General features: G+C 38.9%; 22 protein-coding genes and 1 pseudogene. 16 read left to right on the top strand and 7 right to left on the bottom strand.

Going from position 1 to position 19,867, the window contains the following annotated elements; translation table 11 throughout:
- Position 1: 1 nt before the first annotated feature.
- Positions 2 to 1,096, bottom strand: coding sequence for an alpha/beta fold hydrolase (locus FTU02_RS12915; RefSeq protein ID WP_180124293.1), 1,095 nt, complete (start codon positions 1,094 to 1,096; stop codon positions 2 to 4).
- A gap of 142 nt (positions 1,097 to 1,238) precedes the next feature.
- On the opposite strand from FTU02_RS12915, the gene FTU02_RS12910 reads away from it, so the two are divergent.
- The 10 genes from FTU02_RS12910 to trpB all read left to right on the top strand — a co-directional run bounded on the left by FTU02_RS12910 (position 1,239) and on the right by trpB (position 9,711).
- Entirely contained in the window at positions 1,239 to 2,426 is a 1,188-nt protein-coding gene (locus FTU02_RS12910; RefSeq protein WP_180157466.1) for an O-succinylhomoserine sulfhydrylase, read from the top strand.
- A gap of 32 nt (positions 2,427 to 2,458) precedes the next feature.
- Positions 2,459 to 2,788 carry a YbaB/EbfC family nucleoid-associated protein gene (locus FTU02_RS12905; RefSeq protein WP_078188506.1) on the top strand — a complete coding sequence of 110 codons (330 nt, stop codon included), beginning with the start codon at positions 2,459 to 2,461 and terminating at the stop codon, positions 2,786 to 2,788.
- Between the two features lie 12 nt (positions 2,789 to 2,800).
- Positions 2,801 to 3,397, top strand: a complete 597-nt coding sequence (gene recR, locus FTU02_RS12900; protein WP_180157464.1) for a recombination mediator RecR — start codon at positions 2,801 to 2,803, stop codon at positions 3,395 to 3,397.
- A 201-nt stretch (positions 3,398 to 3,598) separates the two neighbouring features.
- Entirely contained in the window at positions 3,599 to 4,741 is a 1,143-nt protein-coding gene (locus FTU02_RS12895; protein WP_180157462.1) for an HRDC domain-containing protein, read from the top strand.
- A 124-nt stretch (positions 4,742 to 4,865) separates the two neighbouring features.
- Positions 4,866 to 5,174 (top strand): YcgL domain-containing protein, encoded by a 309-nt coding sequence (locus FTU02_RS12890; RefSeq protein ID WP_078194000.1) that lies wholly within the window; start codon positions 4,866 to 4,868, stop codon positions 5,172 to 5,174.
- Positions 5,175 to 5,195: 21 nt separating this feature from the next.
- Entirely contained in the window at positions 5,196 to 5,579 is a 384-nt protein-coding gene (locus FTU02_RS12885; RefSeq protein ID WP_078193907.1) for a hypothetical protein, read from the top strand.
- Between the two features lie 21 nt (positions 5,580 to 5,600).
- The gene (locus FTU02_RS12880; RefSeq protein ID WP_078188501.1) at positions 5,601 to 6,452 is read left to right on the top strand and encodes a MoxR family ATPase; all 852 of its coding nucleotides are present in this window, start codon (positions 5,601 to 5,603) and stop codon (positions 6,450 to 6,452) included.
- Positions 6,453 to 6,531: 79 nt separating this feature from the next.
- Positions 6,532 to 6,801, top strand: coding sequence for a hypothetical protein (locus tag FTU02_RS12875; RefSeq protein ID WP_180157460.1), 270 nt, complete (start codon positions 6,532 to 6,534; stop codon positions 6,799 to 6,801).
- Between the two features lie 381 nt (positions 6,802 to 7,182).
- The gene (locus FTU02_RS12870) at positions 7,183 to 8,370 is read left to right on the top strand and encodes a VWA domain-containing protein (RefSeq protein WP_078193904.1); all 1,188 of its coding nucleotides are present in this window, start codon (positions 7,183 to 7,185) and stop codon (positions 8,368 to 8,370) included.
- A gap of 132 nt (positions 8,371 to 8,502) precedes the next feature.
- On the top strand, positions 8,503 to 9,711 hold the full coding sequence (trpB, locus tag FTU02_RS12865) for a tryptophan synthase subunit beta (RefSeq protein ID WP_180157511.1): 1,209 nt from the start codon (positions 8,503 to 8,505) through the stop codon (positions 9,709 to 9,711).
- A gap of 9 nt (positions 9,712 to 9,720) precedes the next feature.
- Here trpB and FTU02_RS12860 read toward each other — a convergent pair whose 3' ends face one another.
- The 4 genes from FTU02_RS12860 to FTU02_RS12845 all read right to left on the bottom strand — a co-directional run bounded on the left by FTU02_RS12860 (position 9,721) and on the right by FTU02_RS12845 (position 11,485).
- Positions 9,721 to 10,071 carry a hypothetical protein gene (locus FTU02_RS12860; protein WP_180110175.1) on the bottom strand — a complete coding sequence of 117 codons (351 nt, stop codon included), beginning with the start codon at positions 10,069 to 10,071 and terminating at the stop codon, positions 9,721 to 9,723.
- A 124-nt stretch (positions 10,072 to 10,195) separates the two neighbouring features.
- Positions 10,196 to 10,627 carry a CBS domain-containing protein gene (locus FTU02_RS12855; RefSeq protein ID WP_078193901.1) on the bottom strand — a complete coding sequence of 144 codons (432 nt, stop codon included), beginning with the start codon at positions 10,625 to 10,627 and terminating at the stop codon, positions 10,196 to 10,198.
- A gap of 106 nt (positions 10,628 to 10,733) precedes the next feature.
- The gene (locus FTU02_RS12850) at positions 10,734 to 11,111 is read right to left on the bottom strand and encodes a DUF2750 domain-containing protein (RefSeq protein ID WP_078188495.1); all 378 of its coding nucleotides are present in this window, start codon (positions 11,109 to 11,111) and stop codon (positions 10,734 to 10,736) included.
- A 140-nt stretch (positions 11,112 to 11,251) separates the two neighbouring features.
- Positions 11,252 to 11,485, bottom strand: coding sequence for a hypothetical protein (locus FTU02_RS12845; protein ID WP_078188494.1), 234 nt, complete (start codon positions 11,483 to 11,485; stop codon positions 11,252 to 11,254).
- A gap of 222 nt (positions 11,486 to 11,707) precedes the next feature.
- Here FTU02_RS12845 and FTU02_RS12840 point away from each other — a divergent pair, with 222 nt between their 5' ends.
- Together FTU02_RS12840 and FTU02_RS12835 are read left to right on the top strand one after the other, a co-directional pair.
- A complete protein-coding gene (locus FTU02_RS12840) occupies positions 11,708 to 12,067 on the top strand; it encodes a hypothetical protein (protein ID WP_180023554.1) in 360 nt (119 codons plus the stop codon).
- Positions 12,068 to 12,176: 109 nt separating this feature from the next.
- A complete protein-coding gene (locus FTU02_RS12835; protein ID WP_078193898.1) occupies positions 12,177 to 12,500 on the top strand; it encodes a hypothetical protein in 324 nt (107 codons plus the stop codon).
- Here FTU02_RS12835 and FTU02_RS12830 read toward each other — a convergent pair.
- Positions 12,424 to 13,995: a M16 family metallopeptidase gene (locus tag FTU02_RS12830; protein WP_373684258.1), complete on the bottom strand. Its 1,572-nt coding sequence runs from the start codon at positions 13,993 to 13,995 to the stop codon at positions 12,424 to 12,426. The two genes, FTU02_RS12835 and FTU02_RS12830, sit on opposite strands and share 77 nt — an antisense overlap.
- A 123-nt stretch (positions 13,996 to 14,118) precedes the next feature.
- Positions 14,119 to 15,432, bottom strand: a pseudogene (locus FTU02_RS12825) (M16 family metallopeptidase); the annotation flags it as partial.
- Positions 15,433 to 15,682: 250 nt separating this feature from the next.
- Here FTU02_RS12825 and ftsY point away from each other — a divergent pair.
- The 4 genes from ftsY to FTU02_RS12805 all read left to right on the top strand — a co-directional run bounded on the left by ftsY (position 15,683) and on the right by FTU02_RS12805 (position 19,319).
- Positions 15,683 to 16,789, top strand: a complete 1,107-nt coding sequence (gene ftsY / locus FTU02_RS12820; protein ID WP_180157453.1) for a signal recognition particle-docking protein FtsY — start codon at positions 15,683 to 15,685, stop codon at positions 16,787 to 16,789.
- 175 nt (positions 16,790 to 16,964) lie between these two features.
- Positions 16,965 to 17,651, top strand: a complete 687-nt coding sequence (locus tag FTU02_RS12815; RefSeq protein ID WP_180157451.1) for a nitroreductase family protein — start codon at positions 16,965 to 16,967, stop codon at positions 17,649 to 17,651.
- Between the two features lie 215 nt (positions 17,652 to 17,866).
- Positions 17,867 to 18,460, top strand: coding sequence for a nitroreductase family protein (locus FTU02_RS12810; RefSeq protein ID WP_180157449.1), 594 nt, complete (start codon positions 17,867 to 17,869; stop codon positions 18,458 to 18,460).
- 181 nt (positions 18,461 to 18,641) lie between these two features.
- The gene (locus FTU02_RS12805; RefSeq protein ID WP_180157508.1) at positions 18,642 to 19,319 is read left to right on the top strand and encodes a DUF2057 domain-containing protein; all 678 of its coding nucleotides are present in this window, start codon (positions 18,642 to 18,644) and stop codon (positions 19,317 to 19,319) included.
- The last annotated feature ends 548 nt before the right edge of the window (positions 19,320 to 19,867 follow it).

The following is a 19,867-nucleotide window of genomic DNA, read 5'->3' as shown; positions in this document are numbered from 1 at the left end:
TTTATTTCAATAAACTGGATCTTTGTGTAAGCCACTGGGTCAAAGTTGGCCAAAATTGATTGGCACTTTTTTGACTCGACATCAGGCCGAGGTGACCACCGGGAATGAGAGTAAACGTGACATCTTGACTACTTGTCAATTCGCCTAAAGGACTTGCTGCATCTGCCGTAACGATTTGATCGGTAGAACCCGCGCCAATTAACAATGAACAGTGGATATTTTTTAATTGAATAACTTTATCTTTCAATTGAATAATGCCGTTTTTAAGCGGATTTTGCAGCCAAACATTGAATACCATGTCTTGGTTAATGCCACCCGGATAGTCAATCATGTGATTGAGAAAATCGCCCATGGTTGCATGTTCATACAGATCATGCAGATTATCTAAGTTGGAAAGAAATTGTTTTTGGCTTTTGAACCAACCCATTGGATCGACGATTTTAAAGCCAATCGCATTGAGCACACCCGGTGTATGGATAAAATGTTTAGGGATTTTCCCGGTGTAGACCGTATCTTGTAAATTCTTACTACGTGAAAGCAAGCGATTGGTTTTTTGAAATAACTTTCCGATACGACCTGAGGCATAGCTATCTATCGGCGCGCCCATCACCATTAGATTTTTAACATGTTCAGGTTGATGTAATGCGGTATACAGCGTTACAAAGACCCCAGCCATACTCCAACCATGTAGTGAGATGTATCGACTATCTGCATGCTGAGAAATTTGATCAATACAATGTGGAATCACATCATCAATAAACGATAGAAAATTTAAGAAACGATCTTGAAAGTTTAATTTTCCCCATTCCAACAAATAGACATCAAAGCCACTGTGTTGAAAATGTTTCACCAATGAGCGATATGGATACAAATCATAAATCGCCATATTGATAGCTAGTGGTGCAACAAACACTAAGGGTTCTTTGTATTTGCGATCAGGCGAAGCGTAATACCGAACTTTTGCATGTTTATATTCAGTAATCACTTCATAGGGTGTCGATTGAGAAAGGACCAGCGATTTTGCATTAAACACACGTGTAGACAGGTGTTTAATTTTCTTTTGCTGCGCCAGAAATTTCTGTTTGAAAGGGTGCATAACTGTCAATTGCCTAAGTCCTTGTAGGATTGGTCGAAGTCTAAGCGATAATTTCGTATTTTACCTTGACCTTAAATAGCTTAGACGCTCAAAATATTGGCAATTCTTCACAAAGGCAGTTCTTCGCGACTGAGTAATACAGATGAGCCAACAAGACGACATCGAATACCAATTAGAGACTTTAGCGATTCGTACAGGTCATACTCGTACTTTTGAGGGTGAACATAGCGAGCCAATTTTCCTGACTTCATCATTTGTTTGTGAAAGTGCAGCAGATGCCGCAGCAAAATTTTCAGGTCAAATTGAAGGTAATACCTATTCACGTTATACCAATCCAACTGTACAAACTTTCGAAAAACGTTTAGCTGTTTTAGATGGTGCTGAAGCCGCGGTTGCGACAAGTTCAGGTATGGCGGGCGTACACGCAATTACTTTGGCATATTTGAAAGCTGGCGATCATGTGGTGTGTTCACGTGCTGTCTTTGGTTCGATCATTTCTCTGTTTGAAAAATATGTCATCAAATTTGGCGTTGACGTTACTTTTGTTGATTTGGAGGATTTAGATGCTTGGAAACAAGCGATTCGTCCAACTACACGCCTATTGTTTATTGAAACACCGTCAAACCCATTAGCTCAAGTAGGTGATTTACAAGCCATTGCCGATATTGCACATGCGCATGGGGCATTATTTGCAGTCGATAATACTTTCTGTACACCGGTGTTACAGCAACCGATTAAATTTGGTGCGGACCTCGTGATCTACTCATCAACAAAATATATTGATGGTCAAGGTCGTGCGCTTGGTGGTGCTGTTGTAGGTAGTGCAAAATTAATGGAAGAGATTACAGGTGTTATTCGTACACTGGGTAACTCGATGAGTCCATTCAATGCATGGATCTTCCTGAAAGGCCTAGAAACTTTAAGCTTACGTATGAAAGCCCACTGTGCAAGTGCTCAGACTTTAGCTGAATGGTTAGATGCGCACCCGAAAGTAGAAAAAGTGTACTATGCGGGACTTCCAAATCACGAAGGTCATGAGTTGGCGAAAAAGCAACAAAAAGGCTTTGGTGGTGTCGTATCGTTTGTTGTGAAAGGCGAACGTGAAGGCGCTTGGACCGTGATTGATAATACCAAGTTCCTTTCTATTACAAGTAACTTGGGTGATGTAAAATCAACAATTACCCATCCTGCAACGACTTCTCATGGCAGAATGTCAGCAGAAGCGAAAAAAGCAGCAGGGATTAGCGAAGGTTTAATTCGCGTATCTGTTGGTTTAGAAGATATTAATGATATTATTCGCGATCTTTCACGCGGTTTAGATCTTATCTAAAGTGAATTCATCAGTTTTGTTCGGAGATTTTTATGAACATTAATATGCTCATGCAGCAAGCTCAACGCATGCAAAAAGAAGTTGAGAGCAACATTAAAAAAGCCAAGGAAGAGCTTGCACAAGTTGAAGTTCACGCTGAAGCAGGTGGTGGTCTGGTTAAAGTTACTATGACTGCACGTCATGTAGTGAAACGTATCGAAATCAATCCTGAACTACTTCAAGATGATGCAGATATGATTGAAGACTTAATTGCAGCAGCAATGAATGATGCTTCACGTCAAGCTGAAGTAATTTCAGAAGAAAAACTGAAATCTGCAAACTCTGGTATGGGTCTTCCACCAGGTCTTTCAGGTTTATTCTAAGGAATACGTTGAATGTTTAGTGATCGTTTTGATCAACTTGTACAGGCATTGCGTATTTTGCCAAGCGTTGGGCCAAAGTCGGCCCAACGTATGGCACTGCACTTAATCATGAAAAATAGGGAAGGCGCTGTTGGTTTGGCACATGCCTTGACTGAAGCAACCAACTATATTCATGAATGTTCAATTTGCCATTCATTGACTGAAGATGAAGTATGCAATATTTGCGTCTCTTCAGAGCGTGATGATCAACTGCTTTGTGTGGTTGAATCTCCCGCAGATGTCATGGCAATCGAGCAAAGTGGCAGTTTTAGAGGGAAATATCATGTATTGGGTGGACATTTGTCGCCACTCGATGGTATTGGCCCAGACGAAATTGGTATCCCATATTTAATTCAACGATTAATTGATGGTAAAGTGCAGGAAGTGATCTTGGCGACCAATGCAACGGTAGAAGGTCAAGCGACAGCACATTATTTGGTTGAAGCGACCAAGCATTTACCTATACAAATGACCCGTATTGCACAGGGTGTACCACAGGGTGGTGAGCTTGAATATGTGGATAGTCATACTTTAAGTCAGGCCGTGCATAACCGAATGCGAATGAAGTAACTATAGAGCGAAACTCGTTTCGCTTTGTATAAAATTCACCTAATTATTTATACTTAATAACGATTAAAGTTTTTGTTAATAATGAATAAAAAAGCCAAATAAAGGAAATAAGTCACTAAAATAACGTTTTTCCTTATAGATAAATAATATATATCAGTTAATATAAGCTCATAGAGCATCTAAAATTAGACTCAGCAACTTATGTATCAATTCATTCAAAATCAGCCAGATTTAAATTGCGTTTTAAATCTTATGGACCAAAGCTCGATTTACGGACTCGACACCGAGTTTATAAAAGTAGATACCCTGTGGCCCAAACTTGGACTTTTCCAAATTAATGTACAAAATCAGGTGTATTTACTTGATGGTACAACCCTCGATTTAAGCCAATTCTGGCAAAAATTATTTGTAGCTCAGCAAAACATTTTTCATGCATGTAGTGAAGATATCGACCTGATTTATCACTATGCACAGCATAAGTCTTTAGAAAATGTCTTTGATACCCAAGTTGGGATGTCATTTTTAGGGCATGGCTTACAAGTCAGCTATCAAAATGCCTTAAAAACTATGCTCGATGTAGATATAGATAAAGATCAGACACGTTCAGATTGGTTGGCTCGTCCACTCAGTGCCGAGCAATTGAACTATGCAGCGAATGATGTACATTATTTAATGAATTTAAGCCATACGATTCAGAATGAATTGGCTGCGAAAAGTTTATTAAATTGTGTGCTTGAGGACTGTAAAAATTTAACTTATGAAATTGGCACTGAAACGCCGATCCATATGCTGTATCACGATATTGGTAATTATCGACATTCACGTCGTCAGCTCATGCAAATTCAGCAATTGGCCGTTTGGCGTGAGCAAATGGTGAAAGCCTTAAATCAGCCACGTAGCTTTATTCTTAAAAACTCAACCATCATTGATATGGTAGAAAAAAATCCAAAAAATAATTTTCAATTGAGTGCAGTGAAAGACATTCGTCCGAACATTGTGCGTGAGCATGGTAAAATTATTTTAGATTTGTTGAAGTTTTTACCAGAACAAGCTGAATGGCCGCTGCGTATGGCACGTCCAATTCGTCATTCGTCTCAGGATATTGGTTCGCGCGTCGATACAGTCATTCAGCGTGCAGTACAAGAAACCTCTGTGCCTAAAGAAGTTTTAATGCGCAAAAAATGGTTAAATGCCTTGTATCAGCATGTGGTTTTTCATAATGATGAACAAGATTTACCGAGCTATTTGTTGGGCTGGCGCTATGATTTGCTGACGAAGCCTTTAATTGAAGTGCTGCATGCCGATGAAAGTTATCTTTCTGGTCAAATGAAAGTGTTGGAATAAGTTCTGATTGATTAAAGAACTATCACTTATACAAATTCACGACTGATGCGTTAATAAACACTAATGTATCAGTCTTTTTTTTGATGTATCCTTTGCCTTGCGTCTAATGAGTGTTGATTCAATTATGTACTGTTCTATCTACAAATCGAGCAAAAAAGATGAAATGTATCTTTATATTGCCCGTCCTGAAGTTAATGAAAACGAAACTGAAGTGACAGATCCACTTGCAGTAATGCCTGATGCTTTACGTACAGCATTTGGTCGTGCCACATTTGTCATGGATCTAGAACTCAGTGAATCACGCAAACTTGCACGTGTAAACGTATTGCATGTCATAGATTCTATTGAAACAAAAGGGTTCTTTATTCAAATGCCTCCAGAAGGTTTAATTGACCCAAATGCAGTAGAGCCAGAAGGCTTGCGCGGCGCTTAAGTTAATTCAGGAGTTGTGAAAATGAATGGTGTAGTATCGGTATTGGATTCAATTCCTGAAAGCAGTATTGCAATTACGGTTTACTTAGGTGGGGCTGTAATTGCTTTGTTGTGTTGGTATGGGCTGATGAAGCGCTTACCCAAAACGATTGGTGCCATTGGTTGGCTTATCGTATTTGCTATTTTATTAACACCAACCGTTTCTGAAGGTTCAAATGCAGCAATCGCACCTGCGATTTTTGGTTTGATTTTTGGTGTATTAACAAAAGATCAGCCATTGGTTTGGTTGAATCTATCGCTGATTCTCTTTGTGGTGGGTATTGGTTTAGTCCTCGGTTATTTTTGGACCAAATACAATGCAGCGAAACCACAGCACGTTGTAAACAAGAAAATTTCACCGCTTTAAATAAAAAAATAAGGTTATGTCATGTCTGTTGAAACTCAACAATTTACTGGTACAGATCAATATATTGCGACCGATAGCTTAAAACTTGCAGTAAAAGCTGCACGTTCATTGCAAAAGCCACTTTTGGTTAAAGGTGAGCCGGGGACAGGTAAGACACTTTTAGCCGAACAAGTGGCTGAAAGCTTAGGGCTTAAGCTCATTACGTGGCATATCAAATCAACGACCAAGGCTCAACAAGGTTTGTACGAGTACGACGCCGTATCTCGTCTGCGTGATAGTCAGTTGGGCGATGACCGTGTTTATGACATCAAAAACTATATTAAGCCGGGTAAGCTTTGGGAAGCATTCACTAGTGAAGAACGTTGTGTACTTCTAATTGACGAGATTGATAAAGCAGATATCGAATTCCCTAATGATTTGCTGCATGAACTCGATAAAATGTCCTTCTTTGTGTATGAGACGGGTGAAACGATTACGGCAACACAACGTCCAATCGTGATCATTACTTCAAATAATGAAAAAGAACTTCCAGATGCCTTTTTGCGTCGTTGTTTCTTCCATTATATTGAATTCCCGGACGAAGCAACCATGCGTGAAATCATCGATGTGCATTTTGAAAATATTTCAAATACCTTGGTTTCCGAAGCACTACAAATCTTCTTTAAATTACGTCAAGTTCCGGGTTTAAAGAAACCACCTTCAACCTCTGAGTTGATTGATTGGTTGAGTTTGCTGATGGCGGATGATATGCCAGAAGATATTTTACGCAATACAGATAAATCAAAATCAATTCCACCGCTTTATGGTGCCTTGATTAAGAATGAACAAGATGTGCAATTACTTGAGCGTCTAGCATTTATGTCACGTCGTTAATTGATATCAATTCTATAAAAGATTTAAAAGCCGGTTATCCGGCTTTTATTTTGAGCATTAAAAAATATAAAGGTGAATTATGCAGACAAATGCATACGTATCTCGTGTACACATAGCTGTACCTAGGAGATTAAAGCCGACTGTACTTTTGTTGGCTGCGAGCTTGTATTTATCTGGGTATAGCTATGCGATGGATGATGCTCAGTTTGAACAGCAGCATCAACAGCTACTCCAGGATGCGTATTGGGCGCAAGTTGCAGAACATCAACTTAAAGAAAAGCTCATTGATCAATCAGATCATCTCGCAGCTCAAACGGCCATTCAGCAAAAGGCCTGTGCTGCAACTTGAGCTAAAATACTATGATTTTGTGATCTTGAATCTAAGTGACTTTAACCGCTATAGAAACCATCAAGGTTTTCATAAAATCGTATCTATTGAACATTTGCAGCAAGATCGCCTCAATGTTCAGCACAAATATGAAACTCTTAAACAATCGCTTAACAATAGAAATGCGACTTGCGAATAAATCATGCTATATGTGTTTCTTTGGATAGTAGGGCAACGTATATGAACACGCAGAACAAGCTTTTGGCTTTACTTGTAGGGATCAATTTTTCATAATGGTGGATGTAAGGCAAGACTCAGTTGCAGATGAAATAACAAGATCACATGCATTCACACTGGATTTGACCTCCTGATATTTAATTTTTTATTGGATTTTATTCGCCTATGTTTGTGCGATTGTTTTATACCCTTCGAAAATACGGTGTTCCTGTTTCAACTCGTGAATTGATTGACTTGAACCAAGCAGTGGCAGCAGGGCTAGTCTTTGCAGATCAAAATGAATTTTATCAGCTTGCAAAAACCGTCATGGTCAAAGATGAGCGTTACTTTGATAAGTTCGACCGTGCAATGAAAGATTATTTTGACGGTATTGCTACCTTTGATTTAGATGAGCTATTAAATCAGGTGCATAAACTGCCAAAGGATTGGTTTGATCTAGAGCTCATCGAAAAGCATTTGACACCAGAACAACGAGAAGAACTAAAAAAAGCTGGATCATTAGAAGAACTGATGAAAATGCTTGAAGAGCGTTTGCGCGAGCAGCATAAAAAGCATCAAGGTGGTAATCGGATGATAGGTACGGGCGGTACCTCGCCCTTTGGTGCCTATGGTGACCATCCTGAAGGTGTGCGTATCGGTGGGCCTGGTCGTAAACGATCTGCGGTGAAAGTGTGGGAACAACGACAATACCGAAACCTAGATGATGAGCAGATTCTCGGAAGTCGTCAGATGCAGATGGCTTTGCGTCGTTTGCGTAAATTTGCCCGCCAAGGTGCAGCAGAAGAGCTAGATATCGACGGAACCATTCGTGAAACAGCCAAACAAGGAATTTTGGATGTGCAGTTGGTTCCTGAACGACGTAACCGCATTAAAGTCTTGATGCTGTTTGATGTTGGGGGCTCGATGGATTCACATATTGCCCAATGTGAGAAGCTCTTTACCGCGGCTAAAACTGAATTTAAAACCTTAGAGTATTTCTATTTCCATAACTGTTTATATGACTATGTGTGGAAAGATAATATTCGCCGTTCAAGCACGCGTATGAATACTTGGGATCTATTCAATACCTATGGGCGAGATTACCGCGTCATCGTGGTCGGTGATGCAAGTATGGCACCGTATGAGTTGAACTCTGTAGGTGGTTCTGTGGAGTATATGAATGATGAAGCGGGTCAGGTGTGGTTACAGCGCTTACGCAATCATTTTGATAAAACAGCATGGTTAAACCCCGAAGAAGAAAGTTATTGGCATTACACCCAAACCATAGCTGCGATAAAACACATCTTTGAAGATCATATGTTCCCGATGACTCTAAAAGGTGTGGAAGATATGACGAAATATTTAGCGCGCTAAAGCTTTAAAAAACGATACTTTTTCTTATCAATGATGTTTATATTACTTACACCAATTTTGCATTGTTTCTTATTTTCAAAATTGGATAGTATTTAAAAGTCTTTGTTTTGCATACAACATGAAGGAAATATGATGGATCATCAAATTAATGGTATCGCATTACCTAATGAAGAAGGTTTCTTCGGTGAATACGGTGGGCAGTTCATTCCACCAGATTTAAAACAGGCAATGGATGACATTAATGTTGCTTATGAGCAAATTCGTCATACAGAAGAATTTCAAAATGAATTGAAAGAGTTGTTTGCGCACTATGTTGGACGTCCAAGCCCATTGTTTTATGCGAAGCGCTTGTCTGACAAATTAGGTGGTGCACAAATCTACCTCAAGCGTGAAGACCTCAACCATACTGGCGCGCATAAAATTAACCACTGCCTTGGCGAAGCCTTATTAGCAAAATACATGGGTAAAACCAAAGTGATTGCTGAAACCGGCGCAGGTCAGCATGGTGTAGCATTGGCAACGGCTTGTGCCTTAGTGGGCATTCCATGTGAAATTCACATGGGGCAAGTGGATATTGAAAAAGAACATCCAAACGTGGTGAAAATGAAGATTTTAGGTGCCAACCTTATCTCTGTTACACGTGGTACAGCTACGCTTAAAGATGCAGTAGATAGCGCTTTTGAAGAATATTTAAAAGATCCAACCAATTTTATTTATGCGATTGGCTCAGTGGTTGGCCCACATCCATTCCCGAAAATGGTTCGTGACTTCCAATCAATTATTGGTGATGAAATTAAAGTTCAAGCCAATGATCGATTTGGTGCAAATCCTGACTATGTGGTTGCATGTGTGGGTGGTGGATCCAATGCCGTTGGTGCATTTACAGCATTCCTGAATGACTCCGATGTAAAACTTGTTGGCGTAGAACCTGCAGGTCATGGTTTAGATACCAATATGCACTCTGCGACGTTGACATTGGGTAAGCCAAGTCAAATTCATGGCATGGCATGTTATGTCCTTGAGGATGAACAGGGTGAACCATTACCAGTGCATTCAATTGCATCAGGTTTGGACTATCCAGGGGTGGGGCCACAACATAGTTTGTTAAAAGACCTAGGCCGTGTTGAATATACAACAGCGACAGACCAAGAGTGTTTAGATGCATTCATGACGCTTTCACGTGTGGAAGGTATTGTTCCTGCACTAGAAAGTTCACATGCGGTTGCGTGGGCAATTCGTGAAGCACCAAAACTTGCTAAAGATGTGAAGATTGTCGTTAACGTTTCAGGCCGTGGCGATAAAGACTCAGACTATGTGGCTGAAAAATTAGGTTTAAATTAATTACTACCATTAAAAAAGACTAAGTTGCGCATCATCTGTTGATGGTGCAAAAATCTTTTGCAGTTGTATAGCCCGATCTATATTCGAAGTATCCCAGTTTTTTACTGGGATATTTTTTTTGACATAATTTTTATAAAAAGTGTGGTTAACGCTTGATGTAATTGGAATTAACTCAGGATGTAGTGCATAAATAATTGCTTTTGCATCTAAAATTTCAGCGATAGACGAAGCAATCTCCAAATTAATCGTACGTCGGTGGTATTCCAGCAGCTCATCATTCTTCATCGAAACCATTAAGCGTTCTAATTCTAAAATGATGGCATCCAGTTGGTCTAATTTATCTAAAACGGGTTTCAACATAAGAAAGGAAATTGAGAAAAGTAATTAATTTGTAATGTGTTTGTCATTACATATTGTGAGTTGTATGAAGAATTTTGATTTCTAGATTTCCCCCCTTAAAGCTTGTTAAGGGGGATTTTTAAGTTTAGCCTGAAATATATTGTTGAAGTTGTTCGATCAGTTTGCGTTGATCATCCATTGCTGCTTTTACAAGGTCGCCGATGGAGATTAAGCCGGTTAATTTCTGTTCCTCAACGACAGGTAAATGACGTAAATGGCGATCTGTCATAAGTTCTAAACATTCTTCGACAGTCGCGGCACTTGTCACGGTGATGACACTACCCGTCATAATTTCGCTGACAGAGGTATCGAAAGATGTTCTTTCCATCAGGGCGATTTTACGTGTGTAATCACGCTCAGACAAAATCCCAACAACTGTGCCTTCATGGGTCACAACGAGGGCACCAATGCCTTTTTGTGCCATCAGGGAAATGGCTTCGAGTACAGTCGCATCTGGGGTGATGGTGTAAATTTCTTGATAAGCTTTGTCTTTAAGTACTTGGGCAACTGTAGTCATATTTTCATTCCTTTATAGTAGTTTTTGTTTAATTTAAATTAGCGCGAAATTTGAAAAAAGCAAATACTTTTCAGTGCATGCAGAGGTCAAACATGCACTGAGGGTTTTATGCCATTTGAATCTTATCTTGGTTAAAAAAGAATAAACGCATTTGTGAGGTTGTGAGCTTGAGACGAATGTGACTTGAGCTATGCAACGCAGGGATAACTTTAAGGCGTGTCAATGTTGGTAATAGCGATGCCTCAAAATCTTCTGGTGTAATGCGTCGTGGAGTGTAGTTGGGCCAATGCTTTTTGGCATATTTATGCGCTTGAATGCCATTTAGCCAAAACGGGAAGATAATATGATCTTGATCGCTGGTCATTGCCCAACCTTGTTGGTGGTAGAGACCCCAAAGGACTCCACAGTACATCATGGTTTTTAAAATACTAATTTTGAAAAATAAATCTTTTGGAATAGGTTTATATTGCTTTAATTTAGACATCATATGCAGCGTGTTGTTGATGTTGCTCCTATTGTAGGAAATTCTTATGAAAAAGCTGTGTAAGCTTTGAACTGGATTGTAAGAATTTATGTAGTCAAAAGTTGAAGGGTGTAAAAAAACGCCACCTTAGTGACGTTTTGTTATGCTTGCAAGGTGGCCATGTTCTGCCAATATTGCGCTTTGAGTGAGTCACGTTCTACGCGGAAGCCTTGATAATAAAGTTCAGCCAAAAATAACGCTGCTTTACCATGTCCAGCACGAGCTGCATCTTCCAATTCGTGAACTGCATCGCTGAAGTTCATTTGAGACTGAATTGTGTTCACCGCATTTGCGTATACATGTTCGAGTTCATGTTGAGAGAATTGTTGAATCATATTTAACTCCTTATTCTAATTATGATCATTAAGGGCCCATTCTTTAGCCCTATTAACTAATATAACTAAGTATTATTAAACTAATATTACAATTATCTTGAATTGTCAACTATTCACGTAAATATTTCTAATTTGCTATAGTTTACATGATTAAACAATGGACAATTGTTTTCGTGAGTAAAATACTATCATAAGAAGTTGTAGATAATAAGGAGAAGTAAAATGACAAGAGTTTTAGACGGTTTAACTTTAGATTATCCTCCGACATTAGCGCAAATTGTGGAGTTGGCACATCTACATCGTCGCAATCTTGATGAAGCAATTTTTCATCAAGAAATTCATTTAGGGGATTTTGGTTTGGCACAGCGCAAACGTGTATATGATTTCACACGGGATTTAGATAAGGGACAGCGCTTAGAATTTTACAATGCATATAATGGCGAATTACTCAAAATCGCCGATGATGATGATTTACATCCTGCGCATGCAGAAGGTGGAATGAGTATTTTTGCAGTATTTATCGTTTTGGCGATTATTGCATTAATTCTTTATTTTGCGGTGATACGTACCATTATTCATTAAATTGTTTAGCTAACTCACAGACTGAAAAGGTGAACTGATGCAGTTTTAAGCGCTGTGACTTGAACTTCTTGAACGTCAGCCATACACTACTTTGAACCTGAGGTAGTGTATGACTATTGATTTAGAAAAAATTATTCAATTCAAATCTAAAATACAGCTTGAGCAAATTTATAATATCTTTGTTTCAGTCATGATCGTGGTGATTTTGGTATTGGCTGTGATTGCCTTATATCGTCCTATTTCTGTACAGCAATACCAAAACGTGTCACGACTTGCGTTGCAGCAAAGTTATCCTGAAACACAGGAAATGGCGATGCTGCTGAGACAGCAAGATCGCATTCGTGTGGGTGCTTATCTTAAATTGATGCATGCTTATCAGATGGAGTCTGTGCGAGCACATCAACTTCCGGCTTTGGCAGAGGAACAGCTTTAGTTGTAGGGATTATCTTGGTTGGAGCTGCTTGTACATTCTTCTCCAATATCTGCTGTACTTCATTTTTATCTAAGGTTTTGCTCACCACAATCACAGTTATATTTTCAGGGTGCATGTAAGTACGAACCGCATTTTGTACATCAGTTACAGTTATTTTTTCCAATAATTTAGGGTACTGTGTCAAATAATCTGGGTCTTGTTGATAAAAGCCCAATAGACCAAGCTGTGCATTGATCGTTGCATTACTGCTGTAATTATTTGGAAAAGCACGCAGCATGCCTGCTTTGGTTTCTTCCATTTGTTTTTGATCAATAGGCATTTTGACAAAATCATTAAAAGCCTTATGTGCAACTTGAATACTATCTATCAGCTGATCTTGACGTGTTCCATAGCTAAAACTAAAGATACCGGGTGCTTGGCTAAAGCTAAATGCACTATAGGCACCATAAGTATAGCCACGTTTAACGCGAAGCTCTTGCATGAGGACCGAGTTAAAACCTCCACCACCAAACATTCGATTAGCTACTTCTAGGGCTAATCGATCTTTGTTATCACGTGTCGTTCCTAAATGTCCAAACATAACGTTGGCTTGGGTGGAATTGTAGGGAAGATGGATGATATCAAACCCTTGTTTTTCTTCTGGTTGTGCAAGTGCCTTAGCTTTTTCACCTTGGTTTAAGTTTCCGGAAATACGTTCTGCAAGGTTTTGTGCTTCTTTTTTGCTGAGTTTGCCTGTAATGGCAATATTCATGTTTTGAGCAACTAAAAATTGATTACGAAACTTCTTTAAAATGTCTGGGGTGATTTTTTTGATACTGCCATTGGTTCCAGTAATCGGTTCTGCATATGGGTGTGTGCCGTATACAGCCCGATAGAAACGAATATTCATTAAGCGACTTGGGCTTTCTTGGAGTTGTTTCTGACCAGCTTGGTTATTGCTGAGTGCTAAGTTGAGACTGGAGTTTTTAAAAGTCGCATTTTTAATTACGTCCATCATCATACTTAAAGCAGGTTCTAATTTTTTAGGATCTGACAATACGCGTAGCCGAACGACAAACATATCTCGATGTGCTTGTACGCTAAATTGAGCACCTGTTTGGTCAAAAACTGAGGCAATTTGTGTTGCATTGTATTTTTCTGTGCCTTCATCTATTAAACGTGCAGCCATGTTTGCTACACCATACAAGCCTTTTTCGACTTCTTCATCACGAGCAGAACCCGCATTAAAGGTCAGTTGAATATCCACCATGGGTAGATCTTGTGATTCAACAAACAGGCTATTCACACCATTTCGGTTTTTCAGCACTTGAACCAGCGGAGCTCGGTAGTCTTTATCTAACTGTAAATTCTTTAAACTTTGCAGCATTGGAATAGATTGTAATTGGCTCGGGTTATCGTTGAGGTCAGGAATATTTTCCCTATAAGTTTCTGCATGGAGGAGTGAGCCAAACGCAGCAAGTAAGCTTAGAGATAAAATTTTCGTAATAGTCATCACTAATCCTTACAAGACGCTTTCTGTGTTTTGGGTTGAGCTGATTTGTTGCTCTGGAATAACAACTTCCGTTTGAGCGGATTTTACTGTTTGATCTGTTTTATTTGAGGTTGTTGGAACCTCCGTCTGTTCTGGAAGTAGATACATGGTGCTTAAATTTTCTTTGACAAAATACGCATTGGCGACACGTTGAATATCCTGTGCGCTGACGTTTTCATATAATTTTGGTAATTCGTCCATGAGCCTGAAACTGAGCCCATTGACTTCTAAGTTACCGATAGTCTTGGCTTGGCTGCTGATGTCATCTTGGTTATAGACTAAATTGGAAACAAAACGTGTGGTGATGCGTTCAACTTCAGGTGTTTTGACTAATTCTGTTTTTAAAGTGTCGATTTCATCTTGTATGGCCTTTTGCGCTTGTTCCATTTTGACGCCATCGGCAGGGAGTGCTGAAATGGTAAACAAGCTATCACCACGATTGTATGGATCATAAGAAACGCTTACAGCCGTGAGTAATTTTCTATCGCGTACCAGTTTGTCTTGTAGGCGAGATGAGATCCCACTGTCTAAAATATTGCGAATAATATTGAGTGCATAAGCATCTTGTGGGTTTTTGGCGGTAGCCAGTGAGCGTACATTCCACGCCATATACAAATTGGGCACTTGTACGGGTAAATTTAGTTCCATATGACGATAGCCCACACGCTCGAATTCCATCACATCGTTACGATCAGGTGTTTTACGTGATGGAATATCACCAAAGTATTTTTGAACTTGACGAATGGCTGCTTCGGCATCGACATCACCGACAATCACCAAAATGGCATTGTTCGGGGTATACCAATCTTTATACCACTGTTTTAAATCTGCCAATGTGATGTTTTGCAGATTTTTCATATGTCCAATGACAGGTTGGCGATAATGACTGGTTGGATAAGAGATCCATTTGAAACGTTCATAAGCCAAAGAACGAGGATTGTCATCTGTGCGCTGTCTGCGTTCTTCCATAACCACTTTAATTTCAGGGTCGAAATCTTGTTGTTGCAATCGTAAATTACTCATACGATCCGCTTCGAGCTCCAGCGCCATAGGGAAGTAGGCTTTAGGATACAACTGATAATAATTGGTGTAATTGGTAAAGGTTGCAGCGTTGATGCTGCCGCCATAGATACGGCTGAGACGTGTAAATTCATCATTAGGAACTTTAGTGGTTCCTTTAAACATCATATGTTCGAGTGCATGAGAGATCCCTAATAGATTGCCCGACTCATCACTACTGCCAACACGATACCAAATATGGGTCATTACCATCGGTGCACGGTGGTCTTCACGGATAATGACCTTTAAGCCATTTTTAAGCGTGGTTTCAAAGGTGCTTCGCGTTAATTGGGTACGTGTGTCTGCATGTAGATTGGGTGCAGACCAAAGGCAACTGCTGATGACACAGATAGGAAGCGCAGAACGAAATAAAGTTTTAAAAAAACAAGGGGAAAATCTGTTTTTATGGGACACAAAGGAATCCATTAAAATGCATTTTATAGTTATCTAGTTTTCCTAAAGTTAATTTTGATTGCAAGTTCAACATGTTGTTTTTTAGTGTGCTTCGCTCTGACAGGCGTGTAGCGACTCAATTTAAGATAACTTATGATAGAATCGGTTTTTTTAACGCAGTGCTTTTCAAGGATTCGGCATGCAACAGCAATCTCATGGGCAGAATAAATTTTTGATTGATGCTGATATCGGTGATGACGATGTCACGCTACCGAGTTTACCTGCGGTAAATGTGCCGATTATCGAGACACCGAAAGTACAGCAAGAAGTTGCTGCACCATTACAAGAAACAGAGTCAGAAACTGAAGACTCGAAGGCGAAAGGCGGCTTCTTTAGTCGAATGAAAGAAGGTCTAGCAAAGTCACGTAAGAACTTGGCAGACGGCATGGTGAATATCCTGATCGGTGGGAAGGAAATTGACGATGAACTTTTAGAAGAAGTCGAAGAGCAACTTTTGGTTGCTGATATTGGTGTTGATGCAACCAAAACGATTATTGCGAACTTAACTGAACGTACTGAACGTGGCGATTTAATCTATTCGCACTCTTTATATAAAGCGCTTCAAGAAGAACTGGTGGCATTACTTGCACCACGTGTTAAACAGCTACATATCGATAGCAATAAAAATCCGTATGTGATTTTGGTTGTTGGTGTAAATGGTGTGGGTAAAACCACCACGATTGGTAAATTAGCGAAACGCTTACAAGGTGAAGGTAAAAAAGTAATGTTGGCTGCTGGTGATACATTCCGTGCAGCAGCGACAGAACAATTACAAATTTGGGGCGAACGCAATAATATTGCCGTTGTAGCTCAAGGTCATGGTGCAGATTCTGCATCAGTTATTTTTGATGCATTTGAAAGTGCTCGTGCAAAAGGCGTAGATGTACTGATTGCAGACACCGCAGGTCGTTTACATAACAAAGGACACCTCATGCAAGAGTTGTCTAAAGTAAAACGTGTAATGCAAAAAATTGATGCTACAGCTCCGCATGAAGTGATGTTGGTGGTAGATGCAGGCACAGGTCAAAATGCCATTAACCAAGTTGAAATGTTTGACGAGGCAGTAGGGCTTACAGGTCTAACCATTACTAAACTGGATGGTACTGCGAAAGGTGGTGTGTTATTTAATATTGCAAGCCGTACCCATGTGCCAATTCGTTTTATTGGTGTAGGTGAGAAAATTGATGACTTGCGCCCATTCTCAGCAAAATCATTTGTCGCAGCATTATTTGAAACTGATAAATAAAATGCGTTAAATGTCACATAAACTCCGCAAAATGCGGAGTTTTTTGTTTTTGAACTTATTGATTGATTTAAAAAGCAACATGTGAATAAATCATAATCAAAATTCAGCCTAATAAACCCTTAGAATAAGTAAGGAATTGTTGTTTATATATAAAAATTGCTTTGGGGTGTTTAGGGTGGCGTTACTCGATAAAATTGGTCATGTATTGACTGCGGATATCACTAAAGATTTTAAATTAAAAAAGAAAAATACTGACCGAGAAGTAGAAGCGTCATTTGTCGACCAACTAAAGAAACGTCGCAGTATTTACGAGCTTGGAAAGAAGGTACATTATAGTCAGGCTTATTTGGCTGAACTGATTCAAGAGTCTGTAAGAAGTTGTCCATCTGCATATAATTCGCAAAGTACACGTATTGTGGTTTTATTTGGTGAATCTCATCAAAAATTTTGGGACATAGTAAAAGACGTACAACGCAAGAATGTTGCGAGTTATATTTTTGAAGGTGTGGCGCTCAAAATAGATCAGTGTGTAGCTGGCCTGGGAACTGTGCTTTTCTATGAAGATCAAGCTGTGATTCAACAATTACAAAAGAAAGTGCCATTAAGTGCAGAAGATTTTCCAGTGTGGTCGGAGCAAACGTCTGGCATGGCCCAATTCGCAGTATGGACTTCGATCGCAGATGCAGGTTTAGGCGCATGTTTACAACACTATAATCCACACATTGATTATGCTGTTGCCGAACACTTTGATATTTCAAAACAATGGCTGCTTCGTGCGCAGTTGGTCTTTGGTTCAATTGAAGGTCAAGCGCCTGAACGTTTAGAACCAGAAGATCAAGATCAGTTTAGAATTTATGAGTAATTTCTATGTTCTGTATGTTGCTTTGATTTCTGCCGTACTAAAGACAGTGAAACCAAAATCTGAATGTAAGTGGGTTGTAGGTATTTAGATGCTTGCAACTGATTGTTCTAGAAATAAGACACAATGTTGTAAATATAGTCATGCAACGGTTAAAAACTTCACCTATTATAAATCTCAACTTAGTCAGCTAATTGAAAATAAAAAGAGGTCTTGTAATGTCATTCTTGAATCAAATCGAACAACGTCGCACAATCTATTCTATTGGTAATAACGTGAGTTTATCGCAAGATGAAATTGAGCAAACCATTAAAAATGCTGTACGTTTAAGTCCATCATCATTTAACTCTCAAACGTCTCGTGTTGTTATTCTGTTTGGTGATGCACATCAAAAATTCTGGAATATCGTACGTGAAACTTTACGTAAAATTGTACCTGCAGATGCATTTGAAGCAACCAATGGCAAGATTAATAGTTTTGCAGCAGGTTTTGGTACAGCATTATTTTATGAAGATCAGGCTGTAGTAAAAGCCCTCCAAGAACAATTTGCACTTTATGCAGATAATTTCCCAGTATGGTCTGAACATTCAACGGCGATTGCTCAATTTGCTACTTGGACGGCTTTGGCTGAAAAAAATATTGGTGCGTCATTACAACATTACAATCCAATTGTTGATGCTGAAACAGCTGCGGCATTTGATGTGCCAGATCAATGGAAACTACGTGCACAACTTGTTTTCGGTTCGATTGAAGCGCCTGCAGGTGAAAAAACCTTTATTGCAGATGAAGAACGATTCAAAACATTCAAGTAATGATGGTGTGTTGAATTAAAAAGGATGCATTAAGCATCTTTTTTTATATGTAAAATTCTTGAATGAATATCAAAATAATGTCTTGAAACTAAATATACAGTGATTGTTAGATGTCATAAGATTGTCACATATGCATTGCATAGTGCAATCGAAACTAAATAATTGATAAAGAGTGATAATGATGACTTTAAGATTAACTGTTGCTGCTGCAGCGCTGATGTTAAGTAGTGCAGGATTTGCAGCTGTAACTTTGACTGTTCCGGAAGAAATCAAAATAGTTGCAGTTAATGATCAAGAAGTTACTGGTGGTTTATTTCGATCTACCGAGAAATATAAGCTAGATGCGGGTGAAAACGTATTAACGGTGCGTTATAGCGAATTTTTTCAACATGCTGATAATTCGCACGATATATTAAAGTCAGGTGTTGCCGCTATTCGTACTCCATCACTGATTGATGGTCAAGAGTATCGTTTGGGTCTAGTCAATGCGCCAAAAGATTTTGATGCAGCACAAAAATATAAAGACCAACCGATATTTGGTTTGTATGACAAATCTAATCAATTACTAGTTCAGCAAGCGGGGGCAAAGAAAGAACAAAAATCGATTTTCTCCAATGGTGTATTGGGTAATGCTGTAGATTTTATGAAGAAAGACGCTGTGCCAGAAAATCAACCGGCACCTGTTTATGCACAATCCGTAGCAGTAAAGCCAACGAATGTAGTATCTCCTGTAGCGGCTTCAAAAAATGTGACTATTAATGAAAATGGGGCAGATCAACAATTAATTCAGCTTTGGCAAAAGGCCAATAAAGCTGAACGACAAAAATTCATGAGTTGGTTGGCTGAGCAAGCAAACTAAAGTCACTTTCGTAACTTCATTGGTTTTCTTATAATTCGTATTATTCGAAAAGTCCGTTGAATTACGGGCTTTTTAGATTAAAGAATATAAAAATCACCAATAATTATAAAATTCGTCTTTCATAAAGCAAAATATACGGATATATTGATCTTTAAATAAGCAATAAATTGCTTTTAGTTTAAAAAATATACATTCAAGCAAAATATTATAGAAATTTCTATGATAGGGGCTTGTGTTTGTTTTAAAACTCTATAGAATACGCTGCATACCAACGCAGACAGTGATAAACATAAGGTTTTGAATTGTTTGATGTTGTTTTCTTATTTGCTGACGAAGCAATAAGAAGATCATTAAGAGATTATGAAGAACAACTTGTGTGGATTTTTACTGATTGATTGATCGAAATTATTTTCATTGATTAATGGTAGAAATTACTCGAAGTTTATTTGAGCAAATTTTTGTCAGTAATTGATGAGCCAAGATTGGTACACTATATGTACTATTGATTTTAAACTGAAGAGTTTGATCATGGCTCAGATTGAACGCTG

It is taken from the genome of Acinetobacter sp. YH12045 (assembly GCF_013419925.1).
Taxonomy (GTDB): Bacteria; Pseudomonadota; Gammaproteobacteria; order Pseudomonadales; family Moraxellaceae; genus Acinetobacter; species Acinetobacter amyesii.
Note: the sequence above shows the minus strand (reverse complement) of the source record. Positions and strands in the feature narration are given on the sequence as shown.

Bases quoted from the DNA above. Each gene is read 5' to 3' on its own strand.
- FTU02_RS12915 (WP_180124293.1), bottom strand. From the start codon at position 1,096: ATGCACCCTTTCAAACAGAAATTTCTGGCGCAGCAAAAGAAAATTAAA.
- FTU02_RS12910 (WP_180157466.1), top strand. From the start codon at position 1,239: ATGAGCCAACAAGACGACATCGAATACCAATTAGAGACTTTAGCGATT.
- FTU02_RS12905 (WP_078188506.1), top strand. From the start codon at position 2,459: ATGAACATTAATATGCTCATGCAGCAAGCTCAACGCATGCAAAAAGAA.
- recR (WP_180157464.1), top strand. From the start codon at position 2,801: ATGTTTAGTGATCGTTTTGATCAACTTGTACAGGCATTGCGTATTTTG.
- FTU02_RS12895 (WP_180157462.1), top strand. From the start codon at position 3,599: ATGTATCAATTCATTCAAAATCAGCCAGATTTAAATTGCGTTTTAAAT.
- FTU02_RS12890 (WP_078194000.1), top strand. From the start codon at position 4,866: ATGTACTGTTCTATCTACAAATCGAGCAAAAAAGATGAAATGTATCTT.
- FTU02_RS12885 (WP_078193907.1), top strand. From the start codon at position 5,196: ATGAATGGTGTAGTATCGGTATTGGATTCAATTCCTGAAAGCAGTATT.
- FTU02_RS12880 (WP_078188501.1), top strand. From the start codon at position 5,601: ATGTCTGTTGAAACTCAACAATTTACTGGTACAGATCAATATATTGCG.
- FTU02_RS12875 (WP_180157460.1), top strand. From the start codon at position 6,532: ATGCAGACAAATGCATACGTATCTCGTGTACACATAGCTGTACCTAGG.
- FTU02_RS12870 (WP_078193904.1), top strand. From the start codon at position 7,183: ATGTTTGTGCGATTGTTTTATACCCTTCGAAAATACGGTGTTCCTGTT.
- trpB (WP_180157511.1), top strand. From the start codon at position 8,503: ATGGATCATCAAATTAATGGTATCGCATTACCTAATGAAGAAGGTTTC.
- FTU02_RS12860 (WP_180110175.1), bottom strand. From the start codon at position 10,071: ATGTTGAAACCCGTTTTAGATAAATTAGACCAACTGGATGCCATCATT.
- FTU02_RS12855 (WP_078193901.1), bottom strand. From the start codon at position 10,627: ATGACTACAGTTGCCCAAGTACTTAAAGACAAAGCTTATCAAGAAATT.
- FTU02_RS12850 (WP_078188495.1), bottom strand. From the start codon at position 11,111: ATGTCTAAATTAAAGCAATATAAACCTATTCCAAAAGATTTATTTTTC.
- FTU02_RS12845 (WP_078188494.1), bottom strand. From the start codon at position 11,485: ATGATTCAACAATTCTCTCAACATGAACTCGAACATGTATACGCAAAT.
- FTU02_RS12840 (WP_180023554.1), top strand. From the start codon at position 11,708: ATGACAAGAGTTTTAGACGGTTTAACTTTAGATTATCCTCCGACATTA.
- FTU02_RS12835 (WP_078193898.1), top strand. From the start codon at position 12,177: ATGACTATTGATTTAGAAAAAATTATTCAATTCAAATCTAAAATACAG.
- ftsY (WP_180157453.1), top strand. From the start codon at position 15,683: ATGCAACAGCAATCTCATGGGCAGAATAAATTTTTGATTGATGCTGAT.
- FTU02_RS12810 (WP_180157449.1), top strand. From the start codon at position 17,867: ATGTCATTCTTGAATCAAATCGAACAACGTCGCACAATCTATTCTATT.
- FTU02_RS12805 (WP_180157508.1), top strand. From the start codon at position 18,642: ATGACTTTAAGATTAACTGTTGCTGCTGCAGCGCTGATGTTAAGTAGT.